This window comes from Paraconexibacter antarcticus (assembly GCF_024220175.1).
GTDB lineage: Bacteria > Actinomycetota > Thermoleophilia > Solirubrobacterales > Solirubrobacteraceae > Paraconexibacter > Paraconexibacter antarcticus.
In genome coordinates this window covers 1,003,144-1,023,924 of sequence record NZ_CP098502.1, presented here as the reverse complement: position 1 = coordinate 1,023,924, position 20,781 = coordinate 1,003,144, and the positions used below count along the sequence as shown (strand labels likewise).

27 protein-coding genes, 1 tRNA gene and 1 pseudogene are annotated in these 20,781 nt (G+C 71.1%); 16 read left to right on the top strand and 13 right to left on the bottom strand.

Going from position 1 to position 20,781, the window contains the following annotated elements; genetic code table 11:
• The first annotated feature begins 201 nt into the window (after nucleotides 1–201).
• Genes NBH00_RS05100 through NBH00_RS05045 form a run of 12 tightly spaced genes read left to right on the top strand, consistent with a single transcriptional unit; the run spans nucleotide 202 to nucleotide 5,485 of the window.
• Entirely contained in the window at nucleotides 202–1,122 is a 921-nt protein-coding gene (locus NBH00_RS05100) for a PD-(D/E)XK nuclease family protein (RefSeq protein WP_254572266.1), read from the top strand.
• Entirely contained in the window at nucleotides 1,119–1,448 is a 330-nt protein-coding gene (locus NBH00_RS05095) for a hypothetical protein (protein ID WP_254572265.1), read from the top strand. Before NBH00_RS05100 ends, NBH00_RS05095 begins: the two co-directional genes overlap by 4 nt.
• On the top strand, nucleotides 1,445–1,669 hold the full coding sequence (locus NBH00_RS05090) for a hypothetical protein (protein ID WP_254572264.1): 225 nt from the start codon (nucleotides 1,445–1,447) through the stop codon (nucleotides 1,667–1,669). Before NBH00_RS05095 ends, NBH00_RS05090 begins: the two co-directional genes overlap by 4 nt.
• Nucleotides 1,670–1,686: 17 nt before the next feature.
• Nucleotides 1,687–2,118: an HNH endonuclease gene (locus tag NBH00_RS05085; RefSeq protein ID WP_254572263.1), complete on the top strand. Its 432-nt coding sequence runs from the start codon at nucleotides 1,687–1,689 to the stop codon at nucleotides 2,116–2,118.
• Nucleotides 2,115–2,861 (top strand): ATP-binding protein, encoded by a 747-nt coding sequence (locus tag NBH00_RS05080; RefSeq protein WP_254572262.1) that lies wholly within the window; start codon nucleotides 2,115–2,117, stop codon nucleotides 2,859–2,861. Before NBH00_RS05085 ends, NBH00_RS05080 begins: the two co-directional genes overlap by 4 nt.
• Complete coding sequence (locus NBH00_RS05075; RefSeq protein ID WP_254572261.1) at nucleotides 2,858–3,133, top strand: hypothetical protein; 276 nt, start codon at nucleotides 2,858–2,860, stop codon at nucleotides 3,131–3,133. The genes NBH00_RS05080 and NBH00_RS05075 overlap by 4 nt, the downstream gene beginning before the upstream one ends.
• On the top strand, nucleotides 3,130–3,327 hold the full coding sequence (locus NBH00_RS05070; protein WP_254572260.1) for a hypothetical protein: 198 nt from the start codon (nucleotides 3,130–3,132) through the stop codon (nucleotides 3,325–3,327). The genes NBH00_RS05075 and NBH00_RS05070 overlap by 4 nt, the downstream gene beginning before the upstream one ends.
• Nucleotides 3,324–3,608, top strand: coding sequence for a hypothetical protein (locus NBH00_RS05065; protein WP_254572259.1), 285 nt, complete (start codon nucleotides 3,324–3,326; stop codon nucleotides 3,606–3,608). Before NBH00_RS05070 ends, NBH00_RS05065 begins: the two co-directional genes overlap by 4 nt.
• 5 nt (nucleotides 3,609–3,613) lie before the next feature.
• Nucleotides 3,614–4,201 (top strand): hypothetical protein, encoded by a 588-nt coding sequence (locus tag NBH00_RS05060; RefSeq protein ID WP_254572258.1) that lies wholly within the window; start codon nucleotides 3,614–3,616, stop codon nucleotides 4,199–4,201.
• A gap of 59 nt (nucleotides 4,202–4,260) precedes the next feature.
• Complete coding sequence (locus tag NBH00_RS05055; protein ID WP_254572257.1) at nucleotides 4,261–4,599, top strand: hypothetical protein; 339 nt, start codon at nucleotides 4,261–4,263, stop codon at nucleotides 4,597–4,599.
• Nucleotides 4,596–4,997, top strand: a complete 402-nt coding sequence (locus NBH00_RS05050) for a hypothetical protein (RefSeq protein ID WP_254572256.1) — start codon at nucleotides 4,596–4,598, stop codon at nucleotides 4,995–4,997. The genes NBH00_RS05055 and NBH00_RS05050 overlap by 4 nt, the downstream gene beginning before the upstream one ends.
• A gap of 38 nt (nucleotides 4,998–5,035) precedes the next feature.
• Entirely contained in the window at nucleotides 5,036–5,485 is a 450-nt protein-coding gene (locus NBH00_RS05045; RefSeq protein ID WP_254572255.1) for a hypothetical protein, read from the top strand.
• Nucleotides 5,486–5,565: 80 nt separating this feature from the next.
• Here NBH00_RS05045 and NBH00_RS05040 read toward each other — a convergent pair whose 3' ends face one another.
• From NBH00_RS05040 to NBH00_RS05025, 4 genes are all read right to left on the bottom strand, one after another.
• Complete coding sequence (locus NBH00_RS05040; protein ID WP_302182700.1) at nucleotides 5,566–7,020, bottom strand: recombinase family protein; 1,455 nt, start codon at nucleotides 7,018–7,020, stop codon at nucleotides 5,566–5,568.
• 97 nt (nucleotides 7,021–7,117) lie between these two features.
• Nucleotides 7,118–8,434, bottom strand: coding sequence for a PAS domain S-box protein (locus NBH00_RS05035; RefSeq protein WP_254572253.1), 1,317 nt, complete (start codon nucleotides 8,432–8,434; stop codon nucleotides 7,118–7,120).
• 153 nt (nucleotides 8,435–8,587) lie between these two features.
• Nucleotides 8,588–8,661: transfer RNA gene (locus NBH00_RS05030), tRNA-Pro, on the bottom strand.
• A gap of 61 nt (nucleotides 8,662–8,722) precedes the next feature.
• The gene (locus NBH00_RS05025; protein WP_254572252.1) at nucleotides 8,723–8,986 is read right to left on the bottom strand and encodes a hypothetical protein; all 264 of its coding nucleotides are present in this window, start codon (nucleotides 8,984–8,986) and stop codon (nucleotides 8,723–8,725) included.
• 31 nt (nucleotides 8,987–9,017) lie between these two features.
• Here NBH00_RS05025 and NBH00_RS05020 point away from each other — a divergent pair, with 31 nt between their 5' ends.
• The 3 genes from NBH00_RS05020 to NBH00_RS05010 are packed head-to-tail and all read left to right on the top strand — an operon-like array spanning nucleotide 9,018 to nucleotide 11,396.
• The gene (locus NBH00_RS05020; RefSeq protein WP_254572251.1) at nucleotides 9,018–9,782 is read left to right on the top strand and encodes a Nif3-like dinuclear metal center hexameric protein; all 765 of its coding nucleotides are present in this window, start codon (nucleotides 9,018–9,020) and stop codon (nucleotides 9,780–9,782) included.
• Nucleotides 9,783–9,799: 17 nt separating this feature from the next.
• Nucleotides 9,800–10,276 carry a hypothetical protein gene (locus NBH00_RS05015; RefSeq protein ID WP_254572250.1) on the top strand — a complete coding sequence of 159 codons (477 nt, stop codon included), beginning with the start codon at nucleotides 9,800–9,802 and terminating at the stop codon, nucleotides 10,274–10,276.
• Nucleotides 10,277–10,289: 13 nt separating this feature from the next.
• Nucleotides 10,290–11,396, top strand: a complete 1,107-nt coding sequence (locus NBH00_RS05010; RefSeq protein ID WP_254572249.1) for a pyridoxal phosphate-dependent aminotransferase — start codon at nucleotides 10,290–10,292, stop codon at nucleotides 11,394–11,396.
• Here NBH00_RS05010 and NBH00_RS05005 read toward each other — a convergent pair.
• Complete coding sequence (locus NBH00_RS05005; RefSeq protein ID WP_254572248.1) at nucleotides 11,393–12,661, bottom strand: patatin-like phospholipase family protein; 1,269 nt, start codon at nucleotides 12,659–12,661, stop codon at nucleotides 11,393–11,395. The genes NBH00_RS05010 and NBH00_RS05005 overlap by 4 nt on opposite strands.
• Before the next feature lie 84 nt (nucleotides 12,662–12,745).
• Here NBH00_RS05005 and dacB point away from each other — a divergent pair, with 84 nt between their 5' ends.
• A complete protein-coding gene (dacB, locus tag NBH00_RS05000; protein ID WP_254572247.1) occupies nucleotides 12,746–14,014 on the top strand; it encodes a D-alanyl-D-alanine carboxypeptidase/D-alanyl-D-alanine endopeptidase in 1,269 nt (422 codons plus the stop codon).
• Between the two features lie 116 nt (nucleotides 14,015–14,130).
• Here dacB and ligA read toward each other — a convergent pair whose 3' ends face one another.
• The 8 genes and pseudogenes from ligA to rpsM form a co-directional block, all read right to left on the bottom strand.
• A complete protein-coding gene (gene ligA, locus NBH00_RS04995) occupies nucleotides 14,131–16,185 on the bottom strand; it encodes an NAD-dependent DNA ligase LigA (protein ID WP_254572246.1) in 2,055 nt (684 codons plus the stop codon).
• A pseudogene (gene surE / locus NBH00_RS04990) lies at nucleotides 16,185–16,997 on the bottom strand (5'/3'-nucleotidase SurE). The gene ligA and the pseudogene surE overlap by 1 nt, the downstream one beginning before the upstream one ends.
• A 175-nt stretch (nucleotides 16,998–17,172) precedes the next feature.
• A complete protein-coding gene (gene truA, locus NBH00_RS04985) occupies nucleotides 17,173–17,889 on the bottom strand; it encodes a tRNA pseudouridine(38-40) synthase TruA (protein WP_254572245.1) in 717 nt (238 codons plus the stop codon).
• Nucleotides 17,890–17,905: 16 nt separating this feature from the next.
• Complete coding sequence (gene rplQ / locus NBH00_RS04980) at nucleotides 17,906–18,259, bottom strand: 50S ribosomal protein L17 (protein WP_254572244.1); 354 nt, start codon at nucleotides 18,257–18,259, stop codon at nucleotides 17,906–17,908.
• An 11-nt stretch (nucleotides 18,260–18,270) separates the two neighbouring features.
• Complete coding sequence (locus NBH00_RS04975; RefSeq protein ID WP_254572243.1) at nucleotides 18,271–19,251, bottom strand: DNA-directed RNA polymerase subunit alpha; 981 nt, start codon at nucleotides 19,249–19,251, stop codon at nucleotides 18,271–18,273.
• Between the two features lie 106 nt (nucleotides 19,252–19,357).
• Nucleotides 19,358–19,978: a 30S ribosomal protein S4 gene (rpsD, locus tag NBH00_RS04970; RefSeq protein WP_254572242.1), complete on the bottom strand. Its 621-nt coding sequence runs from the start codon at nucleotides 19,976–19,978 to the stop codon at nucleotides 19,358–19,360.
• A 21-nt stretch (nucleotides 19,979–19,999) separates the two neighbouring features.
• Nucleotides 20,000–20,395 carry a 30S ribosomal protein S11 gene (gene rpsK, locus NBH00_RS04965; protein ID WP_254572241.1) on the bottom strand — a complete coding sequence of 132 codons (396 nt, stop codon included), beginning with the start codon at nucleotides 20,393–20,395 and terminating at the stop codon, nucleotides 20,000–20,002.
• A complete protein-coding gene (gene rpsM, locus NBH00_RS04960) occupies nucleotides 20,395–20,778 on the bottom strand; it encodes a 30S ribosomal protein S13 (RefSeq protein ID WP_254572240.1) in 384 nt (127 codons plus the stop codon). Before rpsM ends, rpsK begins: the two co-directional genes overlap by 1 nt.
• Nucleotides 20,779–20,781: the final 3 nt, after the last annotated feature.

Below are 20,781 nucleotides of genomic sequence, written 5' to 3'. Positions count from 1 at the left end.
GCGCACCAGGGGGCCGTTCGTCTTCTTACACGGTGGAGATATCGTGCAGGTTTCTGTCCGGCGGCTGTGGAAGTGTTCTGTCCCGTAGTCGAGACCGGCTACGAGAACCACCGACTGGAGTTGCGACATGGCCTACCTGATCCTGTTCATCGCTGCCGCCTTCCTGGCTTGGGACGTGCGGCGTGTGTGGAAGCGGACGCGATGAAGCTGCGCCCCGCTGACCTGCAGAACCTCATCAACGAGGAGCCGGCTCGGCCGCACCTCTCGTACTCGTCGCTGTCGACGTTCATCAACTGCGGCCGCCGCTACGAGTTCGAGCGCGTCAAGCGCCTCGAGCCGATGTCGAAGTCCGACGGGCTGTCGATGGGCACCGCGTTCACGAAGGGCCTGGAGGCCGGCAGCGCGGACGCCGGCGCCGAAGTTCTGTCCGCTGCCCCCATCTTCAGCAGGGCCGACGAGGAGAAGCTGCAGACCGACCAGGCCATCGTCCGCGCGGCAATCACGGCCTACCTGCTGCGCTACGGCTCAGACCATCAGGGCCAGCGCGAGTACGGCTACCGCATCCGCCTGCGCTCGCCGTACACGGGCGCCTACTCGCGGACCTTCGACCTGCTCGGCTACGCCGACGGCGTCATCGACCACGGCGACCACCTCGAGCTGATCGAGGACAAGTTCGTCGGAAAGCTCGACGCCGCCACCGTGCGCCGGGTCAAGCTCGACCGGCAGGTCGGCCTCGAGGCCTACGCCCTGTGGCGCGTGACGGGCAAGCCGGTCACGCAGATCCGATACCGGTTCACGAAGAAGCCGTCGATCAAGCAGCGCCAGAACGAGTCGGTCGCCCAGTTCTGCGAGCGGGTCACGCAGGACTACGTCGAGCGGCCGGACTTCTATCTCGTCGAGGAGTCCACCACGCGCTCGCCCGACGACCTGCTGCGGCTCGAGGCCGAGCTGTGGGACTGGGCCGAGCAGCTTCGCAGCGCCGGCCACCGCGGCTTCTACGCGCGCAACACGACGAGCTGCACCGCGTACGGCGGCTGCCCGTTCATGGACCTGTGCTCGGAGGGCGCCTCGGCTCTCCCGCTCTACCGCGTCCGGCCCGAGCGCAAGGCGGTGGCCGCATGAACAGCGACACGACGGTGACGATCAGCTTCGGTGGCCTGCCGATGCCGAACGGCGAGCCCACCGAGGCCGAGGTCCGGCTGACCTGGGACCCCGAGGCGCACCAGGGCGCGATGGTGATGACCGCCGGCGACTTCACCCAGGTCACCGAGCTGGGGATCAACTGCGAGTGCCGGCACGACTCGGCAGAGGACATCCTCAAGATCCTCTCGCGATTCGCGAGCGCCTACCTGACCGACGTCGCGGCCGACGCCGGCTCAAGCCCGGTCGTTCACGAGCGTGACCGCCCGCGGGCCATGCCGCGCAGCCGTCGGAGGCGCAACCGATGAAGACCTGCCTGCTCTGCGACCGGCCGCTGCCGCCGCCGAAGAAGCCGGGCCTGCGCGGGCCCGCGAAGTACTGCTCGACCGACTGCCGCGAGGAGGACCGGCGCAAGAAGCCCCAGCCGGTCTGCCTCTCCTGCGGCAGGTCCATCGCCTACGTGGGCCGTGGGCGGCCCCGGAAGTACTGCAACAACGCGTGCTTTGTCGCGCATCGGGCGACCGGATGAAGCTCACTGAGTCCGACATGGAGCGATACGTCAGCAAGGTCCGCGAGCAGGACGGATGCTGGCAGTGGCTGGGGAGCTTCTTCAACACCGGCTACCCGGCTTTCTGGCTCGGGCAGAGCAACGTCGGCGGCCACAGGGTTGCTTGCACGCTGGCGCACGGCCCCTCAGGGGGGCGGATGGCGCTGCACACCTGCGACAACCCGGGCTGTGTCAATCCCGCCCATCTCCGTTGGGGGACGGCCGCCGACAACATGCACGACCGCTCGCGACGTGGCCGTGCGCCCGTTGGCGAGCAGCACGGATGCGCCGTCCTGACGGAGGGCCTTGTCCGCGATATCCGTGCTCGCGCTGCCCGCGGAGAGACCTACACCAGCATCGCCAAGGACGTGGGCGTGTCTCGCGTCACCTGCTCACACATCACGAACCGAAAGACCTGGAGACACATATGAGTCTGCTGCCCACTGAAAAGACAAAGCCTGTGCCGGGACTGGGTGCGAGGAATCTGCTGATTTTTGGCAACCCGAAGTCCGGCAAGTCCACGCTCGCCGCCAGCCTGCGCCCGGACACCACGCTCTTCCTTGCCTGCGAGGACGGCCTCTCGGCCATCGAGGCCTTCCAGGTCCCGATCCGTTCGTGGCAGGACTTCCTCGACGTGGCAAACGAGCTGCGCACCGCCGAGCACGGCTACGACACCGTCGTCATCGACACGGTCGACGAGCTCGCCCGCATGTGCGCCGACTTCGCGACCCGCGGCCTCGCCGAGAAGGAGGGAATCCCGGCGACGACGTTCGTCCACGCCTCCGACTTCGAGTACGGCAAGGGCTGGGACGCTGTCGCGTCGCTCTTCCGCCTGAAGGTGTCCGGGTTCTGCAACCTCGGGTTCGCTGTGATCTTCGTGTCGCACGCGAAGGAGGAGAAGGTCAAGAACCGCGTCGGCGTGGAGGTGACGAAGCTGTCGCCGGACGTGGGCCAGAAGGGCATGCGCAAGTGGCTGCTCGGCTTCGTCGACCTCATCGCGTTTTCGTACGTGGAGGAGGCGCAGGGCGGGGTTCAGCACGTTCTTCGCTTCCGCGGGGACGCTGACGTTGCTTCGGGCGGCCGCGTCGCCCAGGAGGACTGGGCGAAGCTGCCCGACACCGTCCCGATGGATCCGGCCGCCGTCAACGCCGTCTTCGAAGCGGTGTGGGGATGACCTCACCCGCGGACGAATCTGGGGATGCGATGTCGGCCCTTGCCGAGGCTCTTGCCGACGCCCTGGCTCCATTCCTAGAGGGACGTTGTTCGTCCTGCGCCGGGACCGGGACGCGGATCGTCAGCAACCTCGATTGCACGCACTGCGACAACGGCTATACGAAGGCCTACGGGCGCACCGCCCGGGACATGGCCGTCGAGAACATCGCGGGCGCGCTGAAGGACCAGGCGGTCGCGGATGCGCTGTACGACCTGCGCGAGGCCGGACGGTGAGGCCCGTTCGGGTTCACCTCCGCACGGGCGGCGATCCTGCCGCCGAGCACACGACGTACGCGATCAGCGTCCCGCGTCCGATCGGGCGACGCGCCGTGGACGCCGACACGTACTACCGCTGTGAGGAACTGCCCGGCGGGACGCTCGTCTTCCGGCCACTCGTCCCGATCCGCGAGGAGGTGACGGCATCGTGACCCCACTTCCCGAGAAGCCGTCCGAAGCCCCAGGATCGGGCAGCAGTGGCAGTCGCCGCGTCCCCGCCGACGAGATCGTCTACGTCGCCGTCGGCGTCCCGAGCGGCGTCGTCCGCGCCGGCTTCACCAGGAAGGCGCTCGCCGTGCTGAACAAGGCCGGCTTCGCCGTGAAGGAGCTGGCGCCCGAGGACATCGTCGCCAGCGCAGCACACATCGTCCGCATCCAGACCATGGCCGAGCAGGCCGCATCCACCGACACCATCGATCCCCAGGAGAACTGATCCACATGCCCATCGACAACCTCGAGCAGCGCCTTGCCAACCTCAACGAGCACTTCCAGAAGGCCGACGCCTCCGCTGACCCCTTCGCCCTCCCGGAGCCCGGCTCCTACAACGCCCGCCTGCGGATCGTCGACTTCTTCGAGGCCAAGGCCTCGGGCGCCGCGTTCCTGAAGCTCTCCTTCGAGATCTTCGGCTCGCCCGACTACGAGGGCAAGACCGTGGACATCGTCCACTGCCTGGAGCCGCAGCGGATCGGCGCCGCCACCCCTGACCAGATCGAGATGAAGTTCGGCTTCCTCAAGCGCGACCTCGAGCTCCTCGGGGTCGACACGACCGAGGACGGCTTCCACCTCGGCCTCGTCTACCCCGGCAGCGCGATCTGGGACTCGGCGCTCGACAGGGCCGTCGCGCTCACGATCTACGACGCCAAGAAGATCAACGAGTCCACGGGCAAGCCGTACCGCAACGCGAAGATCGAGCCGTACATCGGCTCCGACATGCCGGTCGTCGGCACGCCCATCGAGACCGGCGTGCCCTCGGGGGGTGGGATGGTGCCGTCCCAGGACATCCCCTTCGGCCCCTGCATCTTCTGATGGGTCGTCCCGCCTCCTGCTCGTGCGATGAGTGTCCGAGGTGCAAGAAGCGCATCTATATGCGCGGCTGGTACGCGGGCAAGTCGCAGGCAGAGCGGCGGGAGATGCTGCAGAACCGTGACCCCGAGCGCGTGCGTGCCTACGATCGCGCTCGGGGTGGGATGCGGGGCCGGAAGCCGTCGGAAAAGCAGAACCGGGCCCGGCGCAAAGTGCATCTGGCCCGGAAGGTAGGCGATCTCGTCCCTGAGCCCTGCTTGTTCTGTGATGACCTCCAGGTGGTCGCGCATCATCACGACTACGACCTCCCGCTGGAGGTGACCTGGCTTTGCCGGCACCACCATGGGCGGGTTCATGCCGACGAGGCTCGCGCCGCTGCGGCTGGGATCGTCCACGCATGAAGCCAGGACGCAAGCCCGATCCCAGCCGCCCCGCGTCAGCGGCGGAACACGCCGCCTCGGAAAAGGCCCGGTATTCCGATCTCCCGCGCGCCAAGAAACGTGCGATTGTGAATAATCGAGACCGGGATGCTCAGCAGGCGGCAGATCGCCGACGGCACGAGCGGGACAACGGTAAGCGCAACGCCAAGCAGCGTGACTACCAGGCAAAGACATGGGAGTCCGGGGCGGCGAAGCGGAAGGCGCGGGCAACAGCCCGAATGATGGATCCTCAGCCGTGCGCGTCCTGCGGGGCGAGCAAGGTCGAGGCGCACCACACCGACTACAGCAAGCCCAAGGAGATCACATGGCTCTGCCCGACGTGTCACGGCCAGCAGCATCAGAAGTCCCCGCAGGAGTAGACCACGCCTACGAGGTAGAGCAGCGCATCGTTGCCACGGTGGGCACTGTCCGTCGCGCCTGGGCTGACCTTGCCCGCGACCTCTACGAGTTCAGCGACCAGGCGATGTGGAAGACCCTGGGCTACGACACTTTCGAGGAGTGGCTCGAGGGGCCGGACGTGTCGCTGGACCGGCGCTGGGTCTACCAGCTCATCGCCCAGTGGCGCGAGCTCGTCGTCAACCTCGGCGCCGAGCCGTCCCGGCTGACCGCCGTGGAGCCGTCGAAGGTGCAGGAGATCCTGCCGGCCGTGCGCCGCGGCCAGGTGTCGCTCGAGCAGGCGCTGTCGGACTGCGAGATTCTCTCGCGCGCAGATCTGCGTCAGCGGTACGGCGCAGGCGCGCAGAATGGGACATCGGGTGAGATCCACGGCACCGCGTACGACCCGGCCGCCGAGCGCCAGTTCGCCAAGTGTCACGCCTGCGGCTCGACCTACGAGGTCAGGACGTGAAGCTCACCGCTGAGTCCGAGCTCCGCTTCCGCGCCACCATGGCCCAGATCCTGCAGGACCGTCACCCCGGCCGCGCGTTCTCAGTGGCGCCGGCCGGCGTACCGCTCCCAGTCAAGGGGGCGGATCTCGGTGGCCTTCCGCTTGCGGGTGGGGCCGCCGTCGGGCTTCTCCCCGTGCATGAAGAAGAGCAGCCGGTCCTCAATCGGATCCTGTCGGCCTGAGCGGATGAAGATCGCATCCCACACGCTGCCGAGCAGCTCCTTCTGCTCCTCGACCTCGAGCGTCGGCCACATCCGGCGCAGCTCGGTCGGGGGCATGAGGAGCTGCGAGTCCTGCGACCGCGCCTCGATGAGCGCGCGGTTCGCGGAGTCAACGCGCTCGGCCCGCGTGCGCAGGCCGGCGACGAACTCATCCGGTCCGAGCACGCTGATGATGCGCGGGTCGTCGCGGAAGATCGTCATCTCTCGTTCGGCCTCTTCCGCCTCGCGGATCAGGTCGGTCAGGTCGTCGTCCTGATGGTGCTCGCTCACCCACCGCTTGCCCATCAGCTCGAGAAACCTGCGGATGACCTCGGTCTCGACGATGTTGCCCAGCACGGCGGCGCGGTCCATGCACTTGCCGCTGGCGTGATCACCGCGGCAGCGGTAGGTGCGCACGCGCTCCCCGGTGCCCTTGTTGAGCATCGTGTCGGGCTTCATCGCGTACTGGCAGCCAGCGCAGCGGAGCAGGCCGGCGAGCAGCGACGGGCCGAGGGTGGTGGCGGGGCGGGAGTACTCGGCGCGGCGCCCGTTCGCCAGGTTGAAGGTCTCCTCGTCGATGAGCGGCTCGTGCGCGCCCTCCTGGCTGAACGATCCGCTCGTCGCCCGGCCGAGGTAGGCGGGGTTGGCGATGATGTGCCGAATGGTCGGCGAGGACCAGTGCGAGGACCCGGTCGTGACGATGGCGCCGGCGCCCATGAGCATCTCTGCGATGGCCGAGTAGGGCTTGCCGGCGGCGCGCATCTTGAACGCCTCGGTGATGTACGGCGCGGTGGCGTTCGGGATGAGCCGGCCGTCAGGTCCCTTGTCGTAGCCGCTCGGCGGGTGCCGGGAGATGTGGACGCCGCGGCCCACGGCGTGCTCGCGGGCGGTGCTCCACTGCTCGCGGATCCGGTCGAGCTCGAACTCTGCGAGGACGAGCAGGAGGTTCGTCTGCATCTTGCCCATGGGCGTCGTCGGGTCAACGCCCAGGTCGACGCAGACGAAGTCGCCGCCGGCGTCGTGGATCCGCTTGATGGTCTCGAGCGCACCCTGGAGGGAGCGCGCGAAGCGGTCGAGCTTGGCGACGACGATGCCGCTGCTCTCCTTCGCCTCGACGCGCTCGATGGCGCGCTGCAGCCCGGGACGGTCAAAGCCGCCGCCGGACTGGTCGAGGTCTTCGTGGATCTCGAGGATCTCCGCGTTGCGCAGCTTCGCCCAGTGCGCGATCTGCTCGCGCTGAACGGTCGGGGAGATGAAAGATTCACCGGAACGTCCGGACACTCGCGATACTCGCACGTATCCGTCGAGCTTCAGGGTCGACACGGCATGGCCTCCAGTCAGAGTTCAAGAGGCTGGTCAGGCCCCCCGGTGCCAGTCGAACGTCGCTGTTCGATTAGCCACGCCCTGAGTGTATACACCTATTGATCTCCTTGAAGCCGTCGATGTCGACGACGAGCACGGCCCCGCCGAGGCGATAGCCGACCGCGTCCGCCACGCGCTCGGCGAGCTTCTCGTCGAACCGCCGCCCGTTCATCAGACCCGTGAGCGCGTCGTGGTCGGCGAGATGGCGGACCTGCTCCTCGAGCCGCCGGCGCTCGCTGATGTCGCGGGCGATGATCGACGCGCCGGCGATCATCGCGTCCGCGCCGACGATCGGCGAGATCGTCAGCGCGACCTCGACGTGGCTCCCGTCGCGGTGGCGGCGCTCGGTCTCGAAGCGCTGGATGGCGTCGCCGGCGAGGACCCGCTCGACCGCCGCGCGATCGTGCTCGGCGAGGTTCTCGGGCATGAGCAGCCTCGTCGTGCGGCCGAGGACGTCGGCCTCCGGATAGCCGAACAGCGCCTCGGCGGCGGGGTTCCAGCTCACGAGCAGGCCGTGGTGGTCGACCGCGTAGATCGCGTCGCCCGAGGACTGCACGATCGACGCGAGGGTCGAGAGCGTCCGCGCCGCGCTCTCCTGCGCGGTGACGTCCTCGCACACGCCGATCATCCGGATCGGGGCGCCGCCCGCGTCGCAGACGACCTCGCCCTGCGTCCGCATGAGGATCTCCCGCCCGTCCTCGCGGATGACCCGCTTGACGTCCTCGAAGGGCTCATGGTCGGCGAACGCCTTGTGGTTGCGGGCGTCGACGTCCGCGCGGTCGTCGGGGTGCACGTACGCGAGGAACTTGTCGTACGAGGGCGTGATCGACTGCGGCTCGAGCCCGTAGATGCGGAAGAGCTGGTCGGACCACTCGACCGCGTTCGCCGGGATGTCCCACTCCCAGCTGCCCACGCGGGCGAGCTGCTCGGCCTCGGCGAGGCGGCGGCGGCTCGCGCGCAGCTCGGCCTCCACCCGCCGGCGCTCGGTCGTGTCGTGCAGGATGCAGACCGTCAGCTCGCCGTCGTCGGTCGGGAGCGGGGTGCGGCTCAGCTCGACCGGGACCTGCGTCCCGTCGGCCCGCACCGCGCACCACTCCGCCGGGTCCCCGTCCGCGCCGGGCACGAGGTCGGCGAGCGCCATCGTGAGCAGCGCGGCGCGGTCGTACCCGAAGAGCGCCTCGGCGGCGGCGTTGGCGAGCCGCACCTGACCGGCCGCGTCGAGCCCGACGATGGCGTCGGGCGCGTGCTCGAGGAGCCCGAGCGAGATGCCGGCCGGCGCCCGCGTCGTCCCCGGCGCGTCCCCCGTCCCCTTCGGGAGGCTGCGGAAGGACGTTCGACCCTGACCCATGATTGGAGTATCGGCAGCCGGTGGCGCATCTGCAGTCGAACATCCGCGGACGGGCCCTGAAGACACCGAAAAGCAGAGAAGCCCCGCGTGGCGGGGCTTCTCGTGGTCCTGCTCGCGGGCGGGTCGAAGACCGCGATCCTGTTCCTGCTCCAGTCGGGGCGCCCGGATTCGAACCGGGGACCTCGCCGACCCGAACGGCGCGCGCTACCAGGCTGCGCCACGCCCCGATGAGGCCGGGAAAGTATCCCAGGTTCGCCTGCCGGACGTCCGCCCGGCGGGCCGCGGGGGTCAGCCGCCGCCGGCGACGGCCTTGAAATAGCGGACGGCGAGCCCGGTGATGAGCGTCTGGAAGGCGGCGTCGACGCCGATCTCCTCCCGCTGGGCCCAGCGCGAGAGGCCGAGCCGCTCGATCGCGTCGGCCTGGGCGATGACGTCGTCCATGAGGTCGGGGTGCCGGTCGCAGAAATAGGCCCCGATCGAGTAGAGGCTCGTCTCGGTGAGCGACTCGAGGAAGCCGTCGGCGGAGAGGTCGGGGGGTTCGGACGGGCTCAAGCTCGCGCGACGATACCGTCCCACCGGACCCATGACCTCCATCGACACGATCCTCGCCGAGCTCGACGGTCTCCTCCGGCCCGCCGACTTCCGCGACTACTGCCCGAACGGCCTGCAGGTCCCCGGGGCCGAGGAGGTCGCGACCGTCGTCACCGGCGTCTCCGCCCACCTCGAGCTCTTCGAGCGCGCGGCCGAGCTCGGCGCCGACCTCGTGCTCGTCCACCACGGCCTCTTCTGGAACAACGCGCCGCGCGCGCTCGACCGGGTCGCCGTCAGGCGCCTGCGGGTCCTGCTCGAGCACGACATCGCCCTCGTCGCCTACCACCTGCCGCTCGACGGGCACCAGGAGCACGGCAACAACGCGCTGCTCGCCGCCGCGCTCGGCGCCGAGTCGTGGGTGCCGTTCGCCGGGGACCCCCGCGCGCCGATCGGGGTCGCCGCGACGTTCCCGGGCGACGGAATCGCGCGCGAGGAGCTCGTCGCCCGGGTGCAGGAGGCGACCGAGGGCCGCGCGCCGCTCGCGTTCCTCGACGGCCCGGCGACCGTCCGGCGGGTCGGGATCGTCTCCGGGGCCGCGAGCGATCACGTCCACGACGCGCTCGCCGAGGGCCTCGACGCCTTCATCACCGGCGAGCCCGCCGAGCGCGCGATGGCGATCGCGCGGGATTACGGCATCACGTTCCTCGCCGCCGGGCACCACGCGACCGAGCGCTTCGGCGTCCGGCGCCTCGGCGAGCTGCTCGCGGAGCGCTTCGGGGTCGCGCACACGTTCATCGACGTGCCGAACCCCATCTGACCCCTAACCTGGACCGGGTGCGCACCGACCCGACCGACAACGGCGGTCTCTTCATCGGTCGCCGTCCCGGGACGGCGCCGCTGAAGTACCGCGAGCTGCCGGACACCGGGACCGCCGGCCGCCGCCGGACCGATGCGGTCCTCGCCGCCGGCCTCCTCGCCGTCCAGGTGCTGCTGAACCTCCTCTTCTGGGGGCCGATCCCGGCGGGGTCGCTGTGGATCGCCTCGCAGGTCCAGTACCGCACCGGCAGCGTCTCCCTCGGCATCCTGCTCGGGTTCGTCGCGCTCCTCGCCGCGCTCTTCGGCGGCCTCTCGATCCTCAAGCGCCTCGATCACGCCTGGGTCCTCGTCCGCCGCGCCTCGGGCGTCGACCAGCGCGAGGGCGTCCTCGGCACGGTCTTCGGCGTCTGTGCCGTCGTCGGCGGCAGCGCGTTCGTCCTCTGGCTCCTGCTCATCGGCGGCCTCGGTTCGATGGCCGTGTCCGGCCAGGCCTGATCCGCCTCAGCCCGTGGGCCTCCTCGACCGCTACCGGCAGTTCGAGGCGCTGACCGAGGAGGAGGTCAACGCCGGCAAGCGCGCGGAGGCCGCCGCCCGGCGTGCCCGCGAGCTCGAGCAGGTCCCGCCGCTGGACCTCTCGCGGACCACGTGGCCCGGGGTCCCGCCGCCCGACGTCGTCGGCGCGATCACCTTCGCCGCCCGCCGCGGGCTGCACCGCTACGCCGACCGCGATGCGGGCGCCCTCCGCGGGGAGCTCGCCGCCCGGCACGGCCTCGATGCCGCGCGGATCGTCGTCGGCGACGGCGCGGCGGCGCTGCTCGAGTCCGCCACCCGCGCCCTCGTCGAGGAGGCGGGCGACGAGCTCATCACCCCGTGGCCGTCGTACACGCTCTACCCCCTGATGGCCCGCCGCGCCCACGCCTGCCCCGTGCCGGTCGCCGGCTTCGGGGTCGACGCGATCCTCGCCGCCGTGAACCCCCGCACCCGGCTCGTCGCGCTCTGCAACCCGAACGACCCCACCGGCGAGCTCGTCCCGCTCGCGGAGCTCCGCCGCCTGCTCGTCGCCCTGCCCGAGCGCGCCGTCGTCCTGCTCGACGAGGCGCTCCGCGACTACGCGGTCTCCGAAGCCGTCGACGACACCCTCACGCTCCTCGAGGACCACCCGCGCCTCATCGTCTTCCGGAGCTTCTCGAAAGCCTGGGGGCTCGCCGGCCTCCGGGTCGGCTACGCGATCGGCGGCCCGGGGTCCGAGCCGCTGCTCGAGGCGCTCGCGCCGTCGCTCGGCGTCGGCGACCTCGGCCAGGCGGGGGCCCTCGAGGCCGTCCGCGGCCACGGCACCCTCGCGCGCTCGCGCGGCGCCCGCGTCGCCGCCCTCCGCACCGAGCTCCGCGACAGCCTGCGCGAGCTCGGCTACGACGTCGCGCCGAGCGAGGCGAACGTCCTGTGGGTCGCGGGCCCGGGCGGCGGCGCCCTCGCCGCGAAGCTCCAGCGCCTCGGCGTCCTCGTGGCGCCCGGCGCCGCCCTCGGCGACGACACGCGCGTGCGCGTCACGGTCCCGCACACCCCCGAGCTCGCCGGCCGCGTCCTGCGCGCCGCCGAGCTCGCCCGCGACCTCTAGTCCGTCGAGGAGGACTGGCGCAGCAGCGCGCCGGTCGTCTGCTCGAGGATCTTCCGCCACGCGCCGGTACGCTCCGGCTCGGACCCGAAGTGCTGCACGACCTTGCGCACCCGCGTCGGCGAGATCTCGATCCCGTGCTTGTCGCACACCGCCTGGAAGCGGTCGTAGTCCTCGGTGAGCTTCAGCGTCACCGACTGGAAGCCGTGCCGCGCGATGTCCGTCCGCGCGCTCGTGCTCATCATCGACGTCTGGAACATGAGCTCGTCGTCGGGGGCGGGCTCGATGAGGACGATGTCGACGCCGGGGTAGCGCTCCTGCCACTGCTTCGCCATCTCGTGCAGCCGCTGGTAGGCGACGAGCTTGTAGGCCTGGAAGCCGATCTGCGGGAAGCCCGTGTCGCTCACGTGCCGCGGCCGCGCGCCGAGCAGCGTCGGCACCGTCCTCGTGAAGTCGTTGATGTACGGCACGAGCGGATTGATGACGACGATGAACTTCGCGCCCGCCTCCACCGCGATGTCGAGGTTCGTCGTGGAGACCACGCCGCCGTCGACGAGCTCGCGCTCCCGGACCTTCGCCGGCCGGTAGAGCATCGGCATCGCCGTCGACGCGCGCACGGCGGTCGAGATCGGGACGTCGTCCCAGCCCTCGCTGCCGAAGACGATCCGCTCGCACGTGTCGAGGTCCGTCGCCGTGATGTAGAGCTCGCCCTCGAGGGCGCGGAAGTCGTCGCTGCGGTCCGGGTCGCTCAGGACCGTGCGGACGTACTGCTCGACGCCGGACCCGGAGTACAGGCCGCTCGGGAGCGCCTCCGCGAGCCCGAGCACGATGTCGACGGCGTTGACCGACCCGAGCCGCGGGGCGAACTCGCGGGCGAGGCCCAGGAGCTTCCACGGCAGGAGGAGGCCGGTCTTCGCGAACTCGCGGACGTTCGGCCGCAGGAGCTGCCCGAGGTCGATGTCCCGGAACGGCGTCGGCACCTGACGGTTGACGACCCGCATCATCTCCTCCGGCGTCACCCCGTTGGCGACCATCGCCGCGAGGAACGCGCCGGACGACGTGCCGACGTAGACGTCGAACTGGTTGACCGTCCGCTTCACCGAGAGCAGGTCGAGCGCCCGCAGCGCGCCGATCTCGTAGACGCCGCCGGTGAACCCGCCGCCACCGAGGACGAGCGCCGTCTTGGACCGGCGCTTGCGCCGCACGCGGGTGCGTGCGGCGTCCGGTCCGCGCCCCTCCCCGGGGTCGAGCTTCACGACCTTGCCCATTGGGGCTGAGTCTACGCCGAGTGGCGGCGTGCCCGGCGCACCGCTACCCGCAGGCGTCACCGGTGTTGCCTACCCTGCATGCCGATGCTCCCGCCTTCCCGCCGGACGCCGCGCCGCGTCGCCGGAGTCCTCGCCGTCGCGTTCGCCGTCCTCGGGCCCGCCGGTGGCCTTCCCGGCCTCGGCGCCGGCCCGGCCGACGCCCGCAGCCGCACCGAGCTGCGCGCGAAGCTCACGAAGGAGAGCCGCAAGCTCGCGCCTCACTCGGGCTCCTACGTCGTCGACCTCACGAGCGGCCGGGAGCTCTTCGCGCGCCGGGCCGACCGCAGGCTCTCCCCCGCGTCGAACGAGAAGCTCTTCACGACGTCGACCGCCCTGCTGCGCTTCGGGGCGGACGGGACGTTCTCGACGGGCGCGCGGATCGGCTCGGGCGTGGCCGTCGACGACAAGGGCGTCCTGCGCGGGGACCTCTACCTCGTCGGCGGCGGCGACCCGAGCCTGAACGACGTGGCGCTGAAGGCCCTCGCGCAGCAGATCGTCGACCGGACCGGCCTGAGGAGGATCACCGGCGGGATCGTCGGCGACGAGTCGATCTTCGACGCCCGGCGCGGCAGCTTCGACTCCGGCTTCGGCCCGGACGACGACCTCGGCGGCCAGCTCGGCGGCCTGACCTGGGGGCACGGACGGGCGACGCCGGGCGGCCCCGCCACGGTCGCCGCGGCCCGCCTGCAGTTCTTCCTCGCCCAGCTCAAGGTCAACGTCACCAAGGCCGCGCGCACCGGGCTGCTGACCTCCGCCCCCGGCGGTCCGGGCGCCACGCTCGGCACGGCCGTCTCCCCGCCCATGGCGACGCTCGCGGCGATCACGAACCAGCCGTCGGACAACTTCTACGCCGAGACGCTGCTGAAGGACCTCGGCGCCCGCGAGGGCACGGCCGGCACGACCGCCGCGGGCACGGCCGTCGTCCGCAGCACCCTCGCGGACGAGGGCGTCGCGCCGGCGCCGACGATCGTCGACGGCAGCGGCCTGTCCCGGACGGACCGCACCACCCCGCGGCAGATCGTGACGCTCCTGCGCGCGATGCAGCGCTCGCCCGTGGCCAAGGTCTTCGGCGCCTCGCTCGCGGTCCCCGGCCGGGTCGGCACGCTCGCGGGCCGGATGCGCGGCACGGCCGCCGACGGTCGCTGTCAGGCGAAGACGGGCACCCTCCACCGGGTGAGCGCGCTCTCGGGCTACTGCCGGACGGTCACGAACCACCTCGTCGCCTTCTCGTTCCTGGAGAACGACATGGACGCACGTTCCGCCAAGGCCGTCGAGGACCGCATGGTCCCCGCGATCGTGAGCTACCGGCCATGAGGCGCCCTCGCGGTGACGAGCCCGTCCGTCCGCGTGACCGTCGTCCCGCGCGTGACCGCCCGCGCGAGCCGCCGCGCCCGCAGCCGGGTGCGCTTCTCCGCGCCGCTCCCCCGCCGTTACCCCGCCGCGGGCGGCCCCTCCTCGACGAGCCGGAGGAGGGCCGCCTCGTCGATGACGGGGACGCCGAGCCGCTCGGCCTTGTCGAGCTTGCTCTGCCCCGCGGCCTCGCCGGCCGCGAGGTAGCTCGTCCGGCCGGAGACCGACGAGGTGACCTTGGCGCCGGCGGCGACGAGCCGCTCGGTCGCCTCTTCACGCGTGAGGGTCGGGAGCGTGCCGGTGAGGACGAAGGTGAGCCCGGCGAGCCGGCCCTCACCGGGCGGCGGCCCGGCCTCCTCCAGGCGTAGCCCGAGCCCGCGCAGGTCCTCGATGAGCGCTCGCATCGCCGGATCCTGGAGCTGCTCGTGGATGCGCGCGGCCATGATCGGCCCGACGCCCGGCACCGCCGCGATCTCCTCCGGCGTCGCGGCGAGCAGCGCGTCGACGGTCCGCAGGTGCGTCGCCAGCGAGCGCCCGGTGACGAACCCGACCTCCTCGAGGCCGATCGCGAACAGCACGCGCGCGAACAGCCGCGCCTTCGACGCCTCGATCGCCTCCACGAGCCGCCGCGCGCTCACCTCCCCGTAGCCGTCGAGCGCGGTGAGCCGCTCGACCGTCAGCCGGTAGAAGTCCCCGGCCGTCTCGACGAGCCCCTCGCGCATCAGCCGCCCGACCTGCGTCTCGCCGAGCCCGTCGACGTCCATCGCGCCCCGGCTGACGAAGTGCTTCAGGAGCTGCCACTGGCGGGCCGGGCACGAGCGGTTCGGGCAGCGCGTGAAGACGCTGCCCTCGGGCTTCACCGTCGGCGTGTCGCAGCTCGGGCAGCGCGACGGCGGGACCGGCGGCTCGGCGCGGTCCGGCCGCTCGACGGCGTGCGGCGCGGGCGAGAGCACCTGCGGGATGACGTCCCCCGCCCGCAGGACGAGCACCTCGTCGCCGATGCGGATGTCCTTGCGCGCGAGGTCCTCCTCGTTGTGCAGGGTCGCGAGCTTCACGACGACCCCGCCGACGCCGACGGGCTCGAGCGCCGCGAACGGGTGCAGGTCGCCGAACTTCCCGACGTTCCACATGATGTCGCGGAGCGTCGTCACCTTGATCGTCGGCGGGAACTTCCACGCGACGGCCCAGCGCGGGTCACGACCGACGGTCCCGAGCCGGCGCTGCAGCTCGAGGTCGTCGACCTTCACGACGACGCCGTCGATCTCGAAGTCGAGGCCGGCCCGGCGCTCCTGCCACGCCTGGCACTGGGCGACGACGGCATCCTCGTCATCGAGGACCACGATGTCGTCGTTCACCGGGAAGCCGTGCGCACGCAGCCAGTCGAGCGCCTCGTGGTGGGCGGTGAAGGCGAGGCCGTCGCTCTCGCCGACGCCGTAGGCCCAGAAGGAGAGCGGCCGCTCGGCGGCGAGCCTCGGGTCGAGCTGGCGGATCGTCCCGGCCGCGCTGTTGCGCGGGTTCATGAACGTCGACTGCCCGCGCTCGGCCCGGCGCTCGTTCAGCGCGGCGAAGTCCGGGAGCGACATGAAGATCTCCCCGCGGACCTCGACGAGCGCGGGCGGCGCCGAGCCGTCCGCCGCGTCGGGGAGCCGCGCCGGGATCGCGGCGATCGTCCGCAGGTTGTGGGTCACGTCCTCGCCCACCTCGCCGTCGCCGCGCGTGGCGCCGCGTTCGAGCACCCCGTCGACGTAGACGAGGGACATCGCGAGGCCGTCGACCTTCGGCTCACAGACGTATCGGAAGGCGGGGTCCTCGATCCCCTCGCGCGCGAGGTGGCTCCGCATCCGCGTCACCCAGGCCCGCAGCTCGTCCGCGCTCCGCGCGTTCGCGAGCGACAGCATCGGCCGCAGGTGCGTGACCTTCACGAGGCTCGAGACCGGAGCGCCGCCCACCCGCTGCGTCGGCGAGTCGGGCGTCACGAGCGTCGGATCCGCGGCCTCGAGCGCCCGCAGCTCGTCGAGCAGCGCGTCGTACGCCTCGTCGTCGATCTCGGGATCGTCCTCGACGTAGTAGCGCCGCCCGTGATGGGCGAGCTGCTCCCGCAGCTCTGCGGCGCGTACCTGCGCCCCGCCCGCCATCAGGCGCCGGGGGCCACCGGGGCGAGCAGCCGCTCCAGGCGCGCCTCCCCGAGCGCCCCGAGCCCCTCGTGGTGGGTGAGGTCGAGGTGGACCGGCGTGACCGCGATCCGGCCCGCGTGGACCGCGTTGAGGTCGGTGCCGGCCTCGTCCTCGAAGTCCGGCTCGGCTCCGTAGATGAAGAAGCTGCGGCGCCCCGGGTCCGCGCCGTCGTCCTGCGGGTCGAGCCGGTCGCGGTAGATGCGCCGCCCGAGCCGGGCGACCTCGACGCCGGTCGGCGTCCCCGCCGGCACGTTGACGTTGAGCAGCGTCGACGGCGGCAACGGGACGTCCTCCAGCTCGGCGACGAGCCGCGCCGTGAATCGCGCGGCGACGTCGAAGCGGAAGTCCACCCCCTGCCGGAAGTCCATCTCGCGCGCCTCGGACTGCTGCGACACCGCGATCGCGGGCAGGCCGAGCATCAGGCCCTCCATCGCGGCGGCGACCGTCCCCGAGTACGTCACGTCATCCCCGAGGTTCGACCCGTGGTTGATGCCGGCGACGACCATCTCGGGCGCTCAGCCGTCGACGAGCCCGAGCGACGCAAGCCGCACGCAGTCCACCGGGGTGCCGTCCGTCGCGAACCCCTCGCCCCCGTCCTCGAAGGTCACCCGCTGGACCATCAGCGCCCGCCGGGTCGTGATGCCCCGCCCGATCGCCGACCGGTTCCCGTCCGGGGCCACGACCTGCAGGTCGATCCCGGGGACCGTGAGCAGCGCTCGCCGGAGCGTCTGCAGCCCCTCGGCGTCGACGCCGTCGTCGTTGGTGAGCAGCACCCGAAGGGACACGGCCTCAGGATAGTCCCGAGGGTCCGTCCATCACGCCCCGGGGAGGATCGCCGCCGACGGGGCGGGTGAGTGGAATCCTGGCGCTGCCTGCGAGCACCGCGATTCCACCCAGCCCTCCGAAGACGACGAAGGCCGCCCCCACCGACCACCGCCACCGACCCCGCTAGTACCGCACCCCGACCAGCGTGAGCCCGTGCGGCGGCGCCGTCGTCCCCGCCTCGCGCCGGTGCGCGCCGTCGAGCAGCGCGACGAACGAGCCGATGTCGCGGCGGCCGAGGGCGACGTCGAGCATCGTGCCGACGAGCGCCCGGACCATGTTGCGCATGAAGGCGTTGCCCTCGATGGCGAACGTCAGGTGATCGCCGTCCCGGCTCCAGCCGGCGCGGTGGACGTGCCGGCGGAAGCTCTTGTGGTCGGTCTCGGTAGGCGTGAAGGCCCGGAAGTCGTGGGAGCCCGGGAGTGCGGCCGCGCAGGCGTGCAGCGCGGGCTCGTGGAGCGGCCGCGAGAAGTGCAGCTCGTGCCGGTGGTGCAGGGCGCTCGCGGTGCGACGCGTCAGCAACCGGTACTCGTAGGCGCGCGCGACCGCGTCGTGGCGGGCGTCGAACCCCTCGGGGGCCGGAGCGCTGGCGACGATCCGCACGTCCCGCGGAAGGATGGCGTTGAGCTGATGCGCCCGCACCGGCACGCCGTCGTGCGACGCGACCTGCCCGGTCGCGTGGACGCCGCGGTCCGTCCGCCCTGCCACCGTGAGACGCAACGGGCGCCGCGCGATGATCGCGAGCGCCCGTTCGACTTCACCCTGCACGGTCCGGACCTCCGGCTGGACGGCCCAGCCGAAGAAGTCCGTCCCGTCGTATTCGATGTCCAGGCGGGCGGTCAACGCTCGCGCCGGGACGTCAGACGAGTTCGATGAACACCATCTCCGTCGAGTCGCTGCGACGCGGCCCGAGCTTCAGGATGCGGGTGTAGCCGCCCGGACGCTCGGTGTAGCGCGGCGCGACCTCCTCGAACAGCTTGTGGACCGTGAACTTGTCCTGGCCCAGCGCGCTGAGGGCCTGACGACGAGCGTGCAGGTCACCCTTCTTCGCGAGGGTGATGAGCTTCTCGACCTCGGGCTTGACGGCCTTGGCCTTCGCCTCGCTGGTCTTGATCCGCTCGTGCTGGATGATCTCCTTGCAGAGGTTGGCCAGGAGGGCCTTCCGGTGCGCGGAGTCGCGGCTGAGCTTGTGACGGGTCTTCTGGTGGCGCATTGCTCGTGGTCCTAGTCGTCGCGCAGGTTCAGGCCGCGCGCGTGGAGAGTCTCGATGACCTCATCGATCGACTTCTTGCCGAAGTTCGGGATGGCGTTGAGCTCACCCTCGGACTTGGAGATCAGGTCGCCGACCGTCTGGATGCCGGCACGCTTCAGGCAGTTGTACGAGCGGACGCCGAGCTCGAGCTCCTCGATGAGGATGTCGTGCATCGGGCCGCCGGCCCCGCCGCCGCCGTTGACCGCGGCGACGCCGCCGCCGTTGTCGAGCGCACCCGCACCGGGGACGCCGGCGCGGAGCTCCTCGACCCGCTCGGGGTCGGTGAAGATCGCGAGCTGCTTGATGAGGATCTCGGACGCCTCGCGGAGCGCGGCGGTCGGATCGATCGAGCCGTCGGTCTCGATGTCGAGCGTCAGCTTGTCGAAGTCCGTCTTCTGGCCGACACGGGCCTGCTCGACGGCGTACGCGACACGCTTGACGGGCGAGAAGATCGAGTCGATCGGGATGACGCCGATCGGCTGGTCGGGGGACTTGTTCTCCTCGGCCGGACGGTAGCCGCGGCCACGGCCGATCGTGAGGTACAGCTCGAGCTTCGTCTTCTTCTCGAGCGTCGCGATGTGCACGTCCGGGTTGAGGATCTCGACGCCCGCGGGGAGGTCGATGTCCTTCGCCGTGATGTCACCGGGGCCGGTGACGACGAGCGGCGCCTCGATCTCGGTCGCGTCCGAGTGCATCTTCGCGACGACGTCCTTGAGGTTCAGGACGATGTCCGTGACGTCCTCCTTGACGCCCTTGATCGTCGAGAACTCGTGCGCGACGCCCTCGATCCGGACGGAGGTGACGGCGGCGCCCGCGAGCGAGCTGAGCAGCACGCGGCGCAGGGAGTTGCCGAAGGTGTAGCCGAAGCCACGGTCGAGCGGCTCGATCGTGAACTGGCCGCGGTTCTCCTCGACGGATTCGCTGGTGATCCGGGGATCCTGGAAGTCGAGCATCAGAAGGGGTCCTGTCTGTCGTGTCAAAGGCGGAGGAGGGAGGCCGCCGGGTCCTGGCCGCCGCGCGCGCCGCGGATGGGCGTCGCGCGCAGCGGGTGAAGCAGTCCTACTTGGAGTAGAGCTCGACGATGAGCTGCTCCTGCACCGGCGCGGTGATCTCACGGCGCTCGGGCTGGCGCAGCACCTTCGCCGTCAGCGCGTCGTGGTCGGCCTGCAGCCACGCGGGGACCTGGGCGGTGAGCTCGGTCGCGTCGCGGATGAGCGCCTCGGCCGGCGTGCTCGCCTTCACCGAGATGACGTCGCCCTCCTTCAGCTGGTAGCTGGGGATGTCGACGCGGCGGCCGTTGATGTTCCAGTGGCCGTGACGGATGAGCTGCCGGGCCTGGCGGCGCGAGGCGGCGAAGCCGAGGCGCACGAGGACGTTGTCGAAGCGGCGCTCGAGGAGCGTCAGCAGGTTCTCGCCGGTGATGCCGTCCTGACGGGACGCCTTCTCGTAGTAGTGGCGGAACTGCTTTTCGAGGACGCCGTAGTAGCGGCGGGCCTTCTGCTTCTCGCGGAGCTGGACGCGGTACTCGGACTGCTTCTGACGGCCGCGGCCGTGGTCGCCCGGCGGGTACGCGCGACGCTCGACGCCGCACTTGTCGGTCAGGCAGCGCTCACCCTTGAGGAAGAGCTTCTGGCCTTCGCGGCGGCACTGCTTGCACTGGGGAGAGGTATCTCGAGCCATGGTGAGGTGTTCCCTTCGCCCTTAGACCCGGCGCCGCTTGCGGGGGCGGCAGCCGTTGTGGGCCTGCGGGGTGACGTCCTTGACGCCGGTGACCTCCAGGCCGGCGGCCTGGAGCGAGCGGATGGCGGTCTCACGACCGGAGCCGGGGCCCTTGACGAAGACCTCGACCTTCTGGAGGCCCTGCTCGATGCCCTTGCGCGCGGCGGCATCGGCGGTGACCTGCGCCGCGAACGGCGTCGACTTGCGCGAGCCCTTGAAGCCGGCGCCGCCGGCGGACTCCCACGCGATGACGTTGCCCTCGCGATCGGTCAGCGACACGATCGTGTTGTTGAAGGACGTCTTGATGTGCGCCTGGCCGATGGGGATGTTCTTCTTCGGCTTGCGGCGGCCGCGGGAGGGGCGCTTGGGAGCGGGCATTACTTCTTACCGGCCTTCTTCTTGCCTGCGATGGACATGCGCTTGGGACCCTTGCGCGTACGCGCGTTCGTCTTGGTCTTCTGCCCGCGCACGGGGAGTCCGCGGCGGTGACGCAGACCGCGGTAGCAGCCGATCTCCATCAGGCGCTTGATGTTCTGGCTGCGCTCGCGCCGCAGATCGCCCTCGACCGTGAGGTCGCCGTCGATCAGGTCGCGGAGCTTGGTGACCTCGGCCTCGGTGAGGTCGCGGACGTAGGTGTCGGGCGAGATCCCGGCCTTCGCGAGCAGCTCGTTGGAGGTCGAGCGTCCGATGCCGTAGATGTAGGTCAGACCGACCTCGACGCGCTTGTTGAGGGGGATGTTGATCCCTGAGATACGTGCCATGCG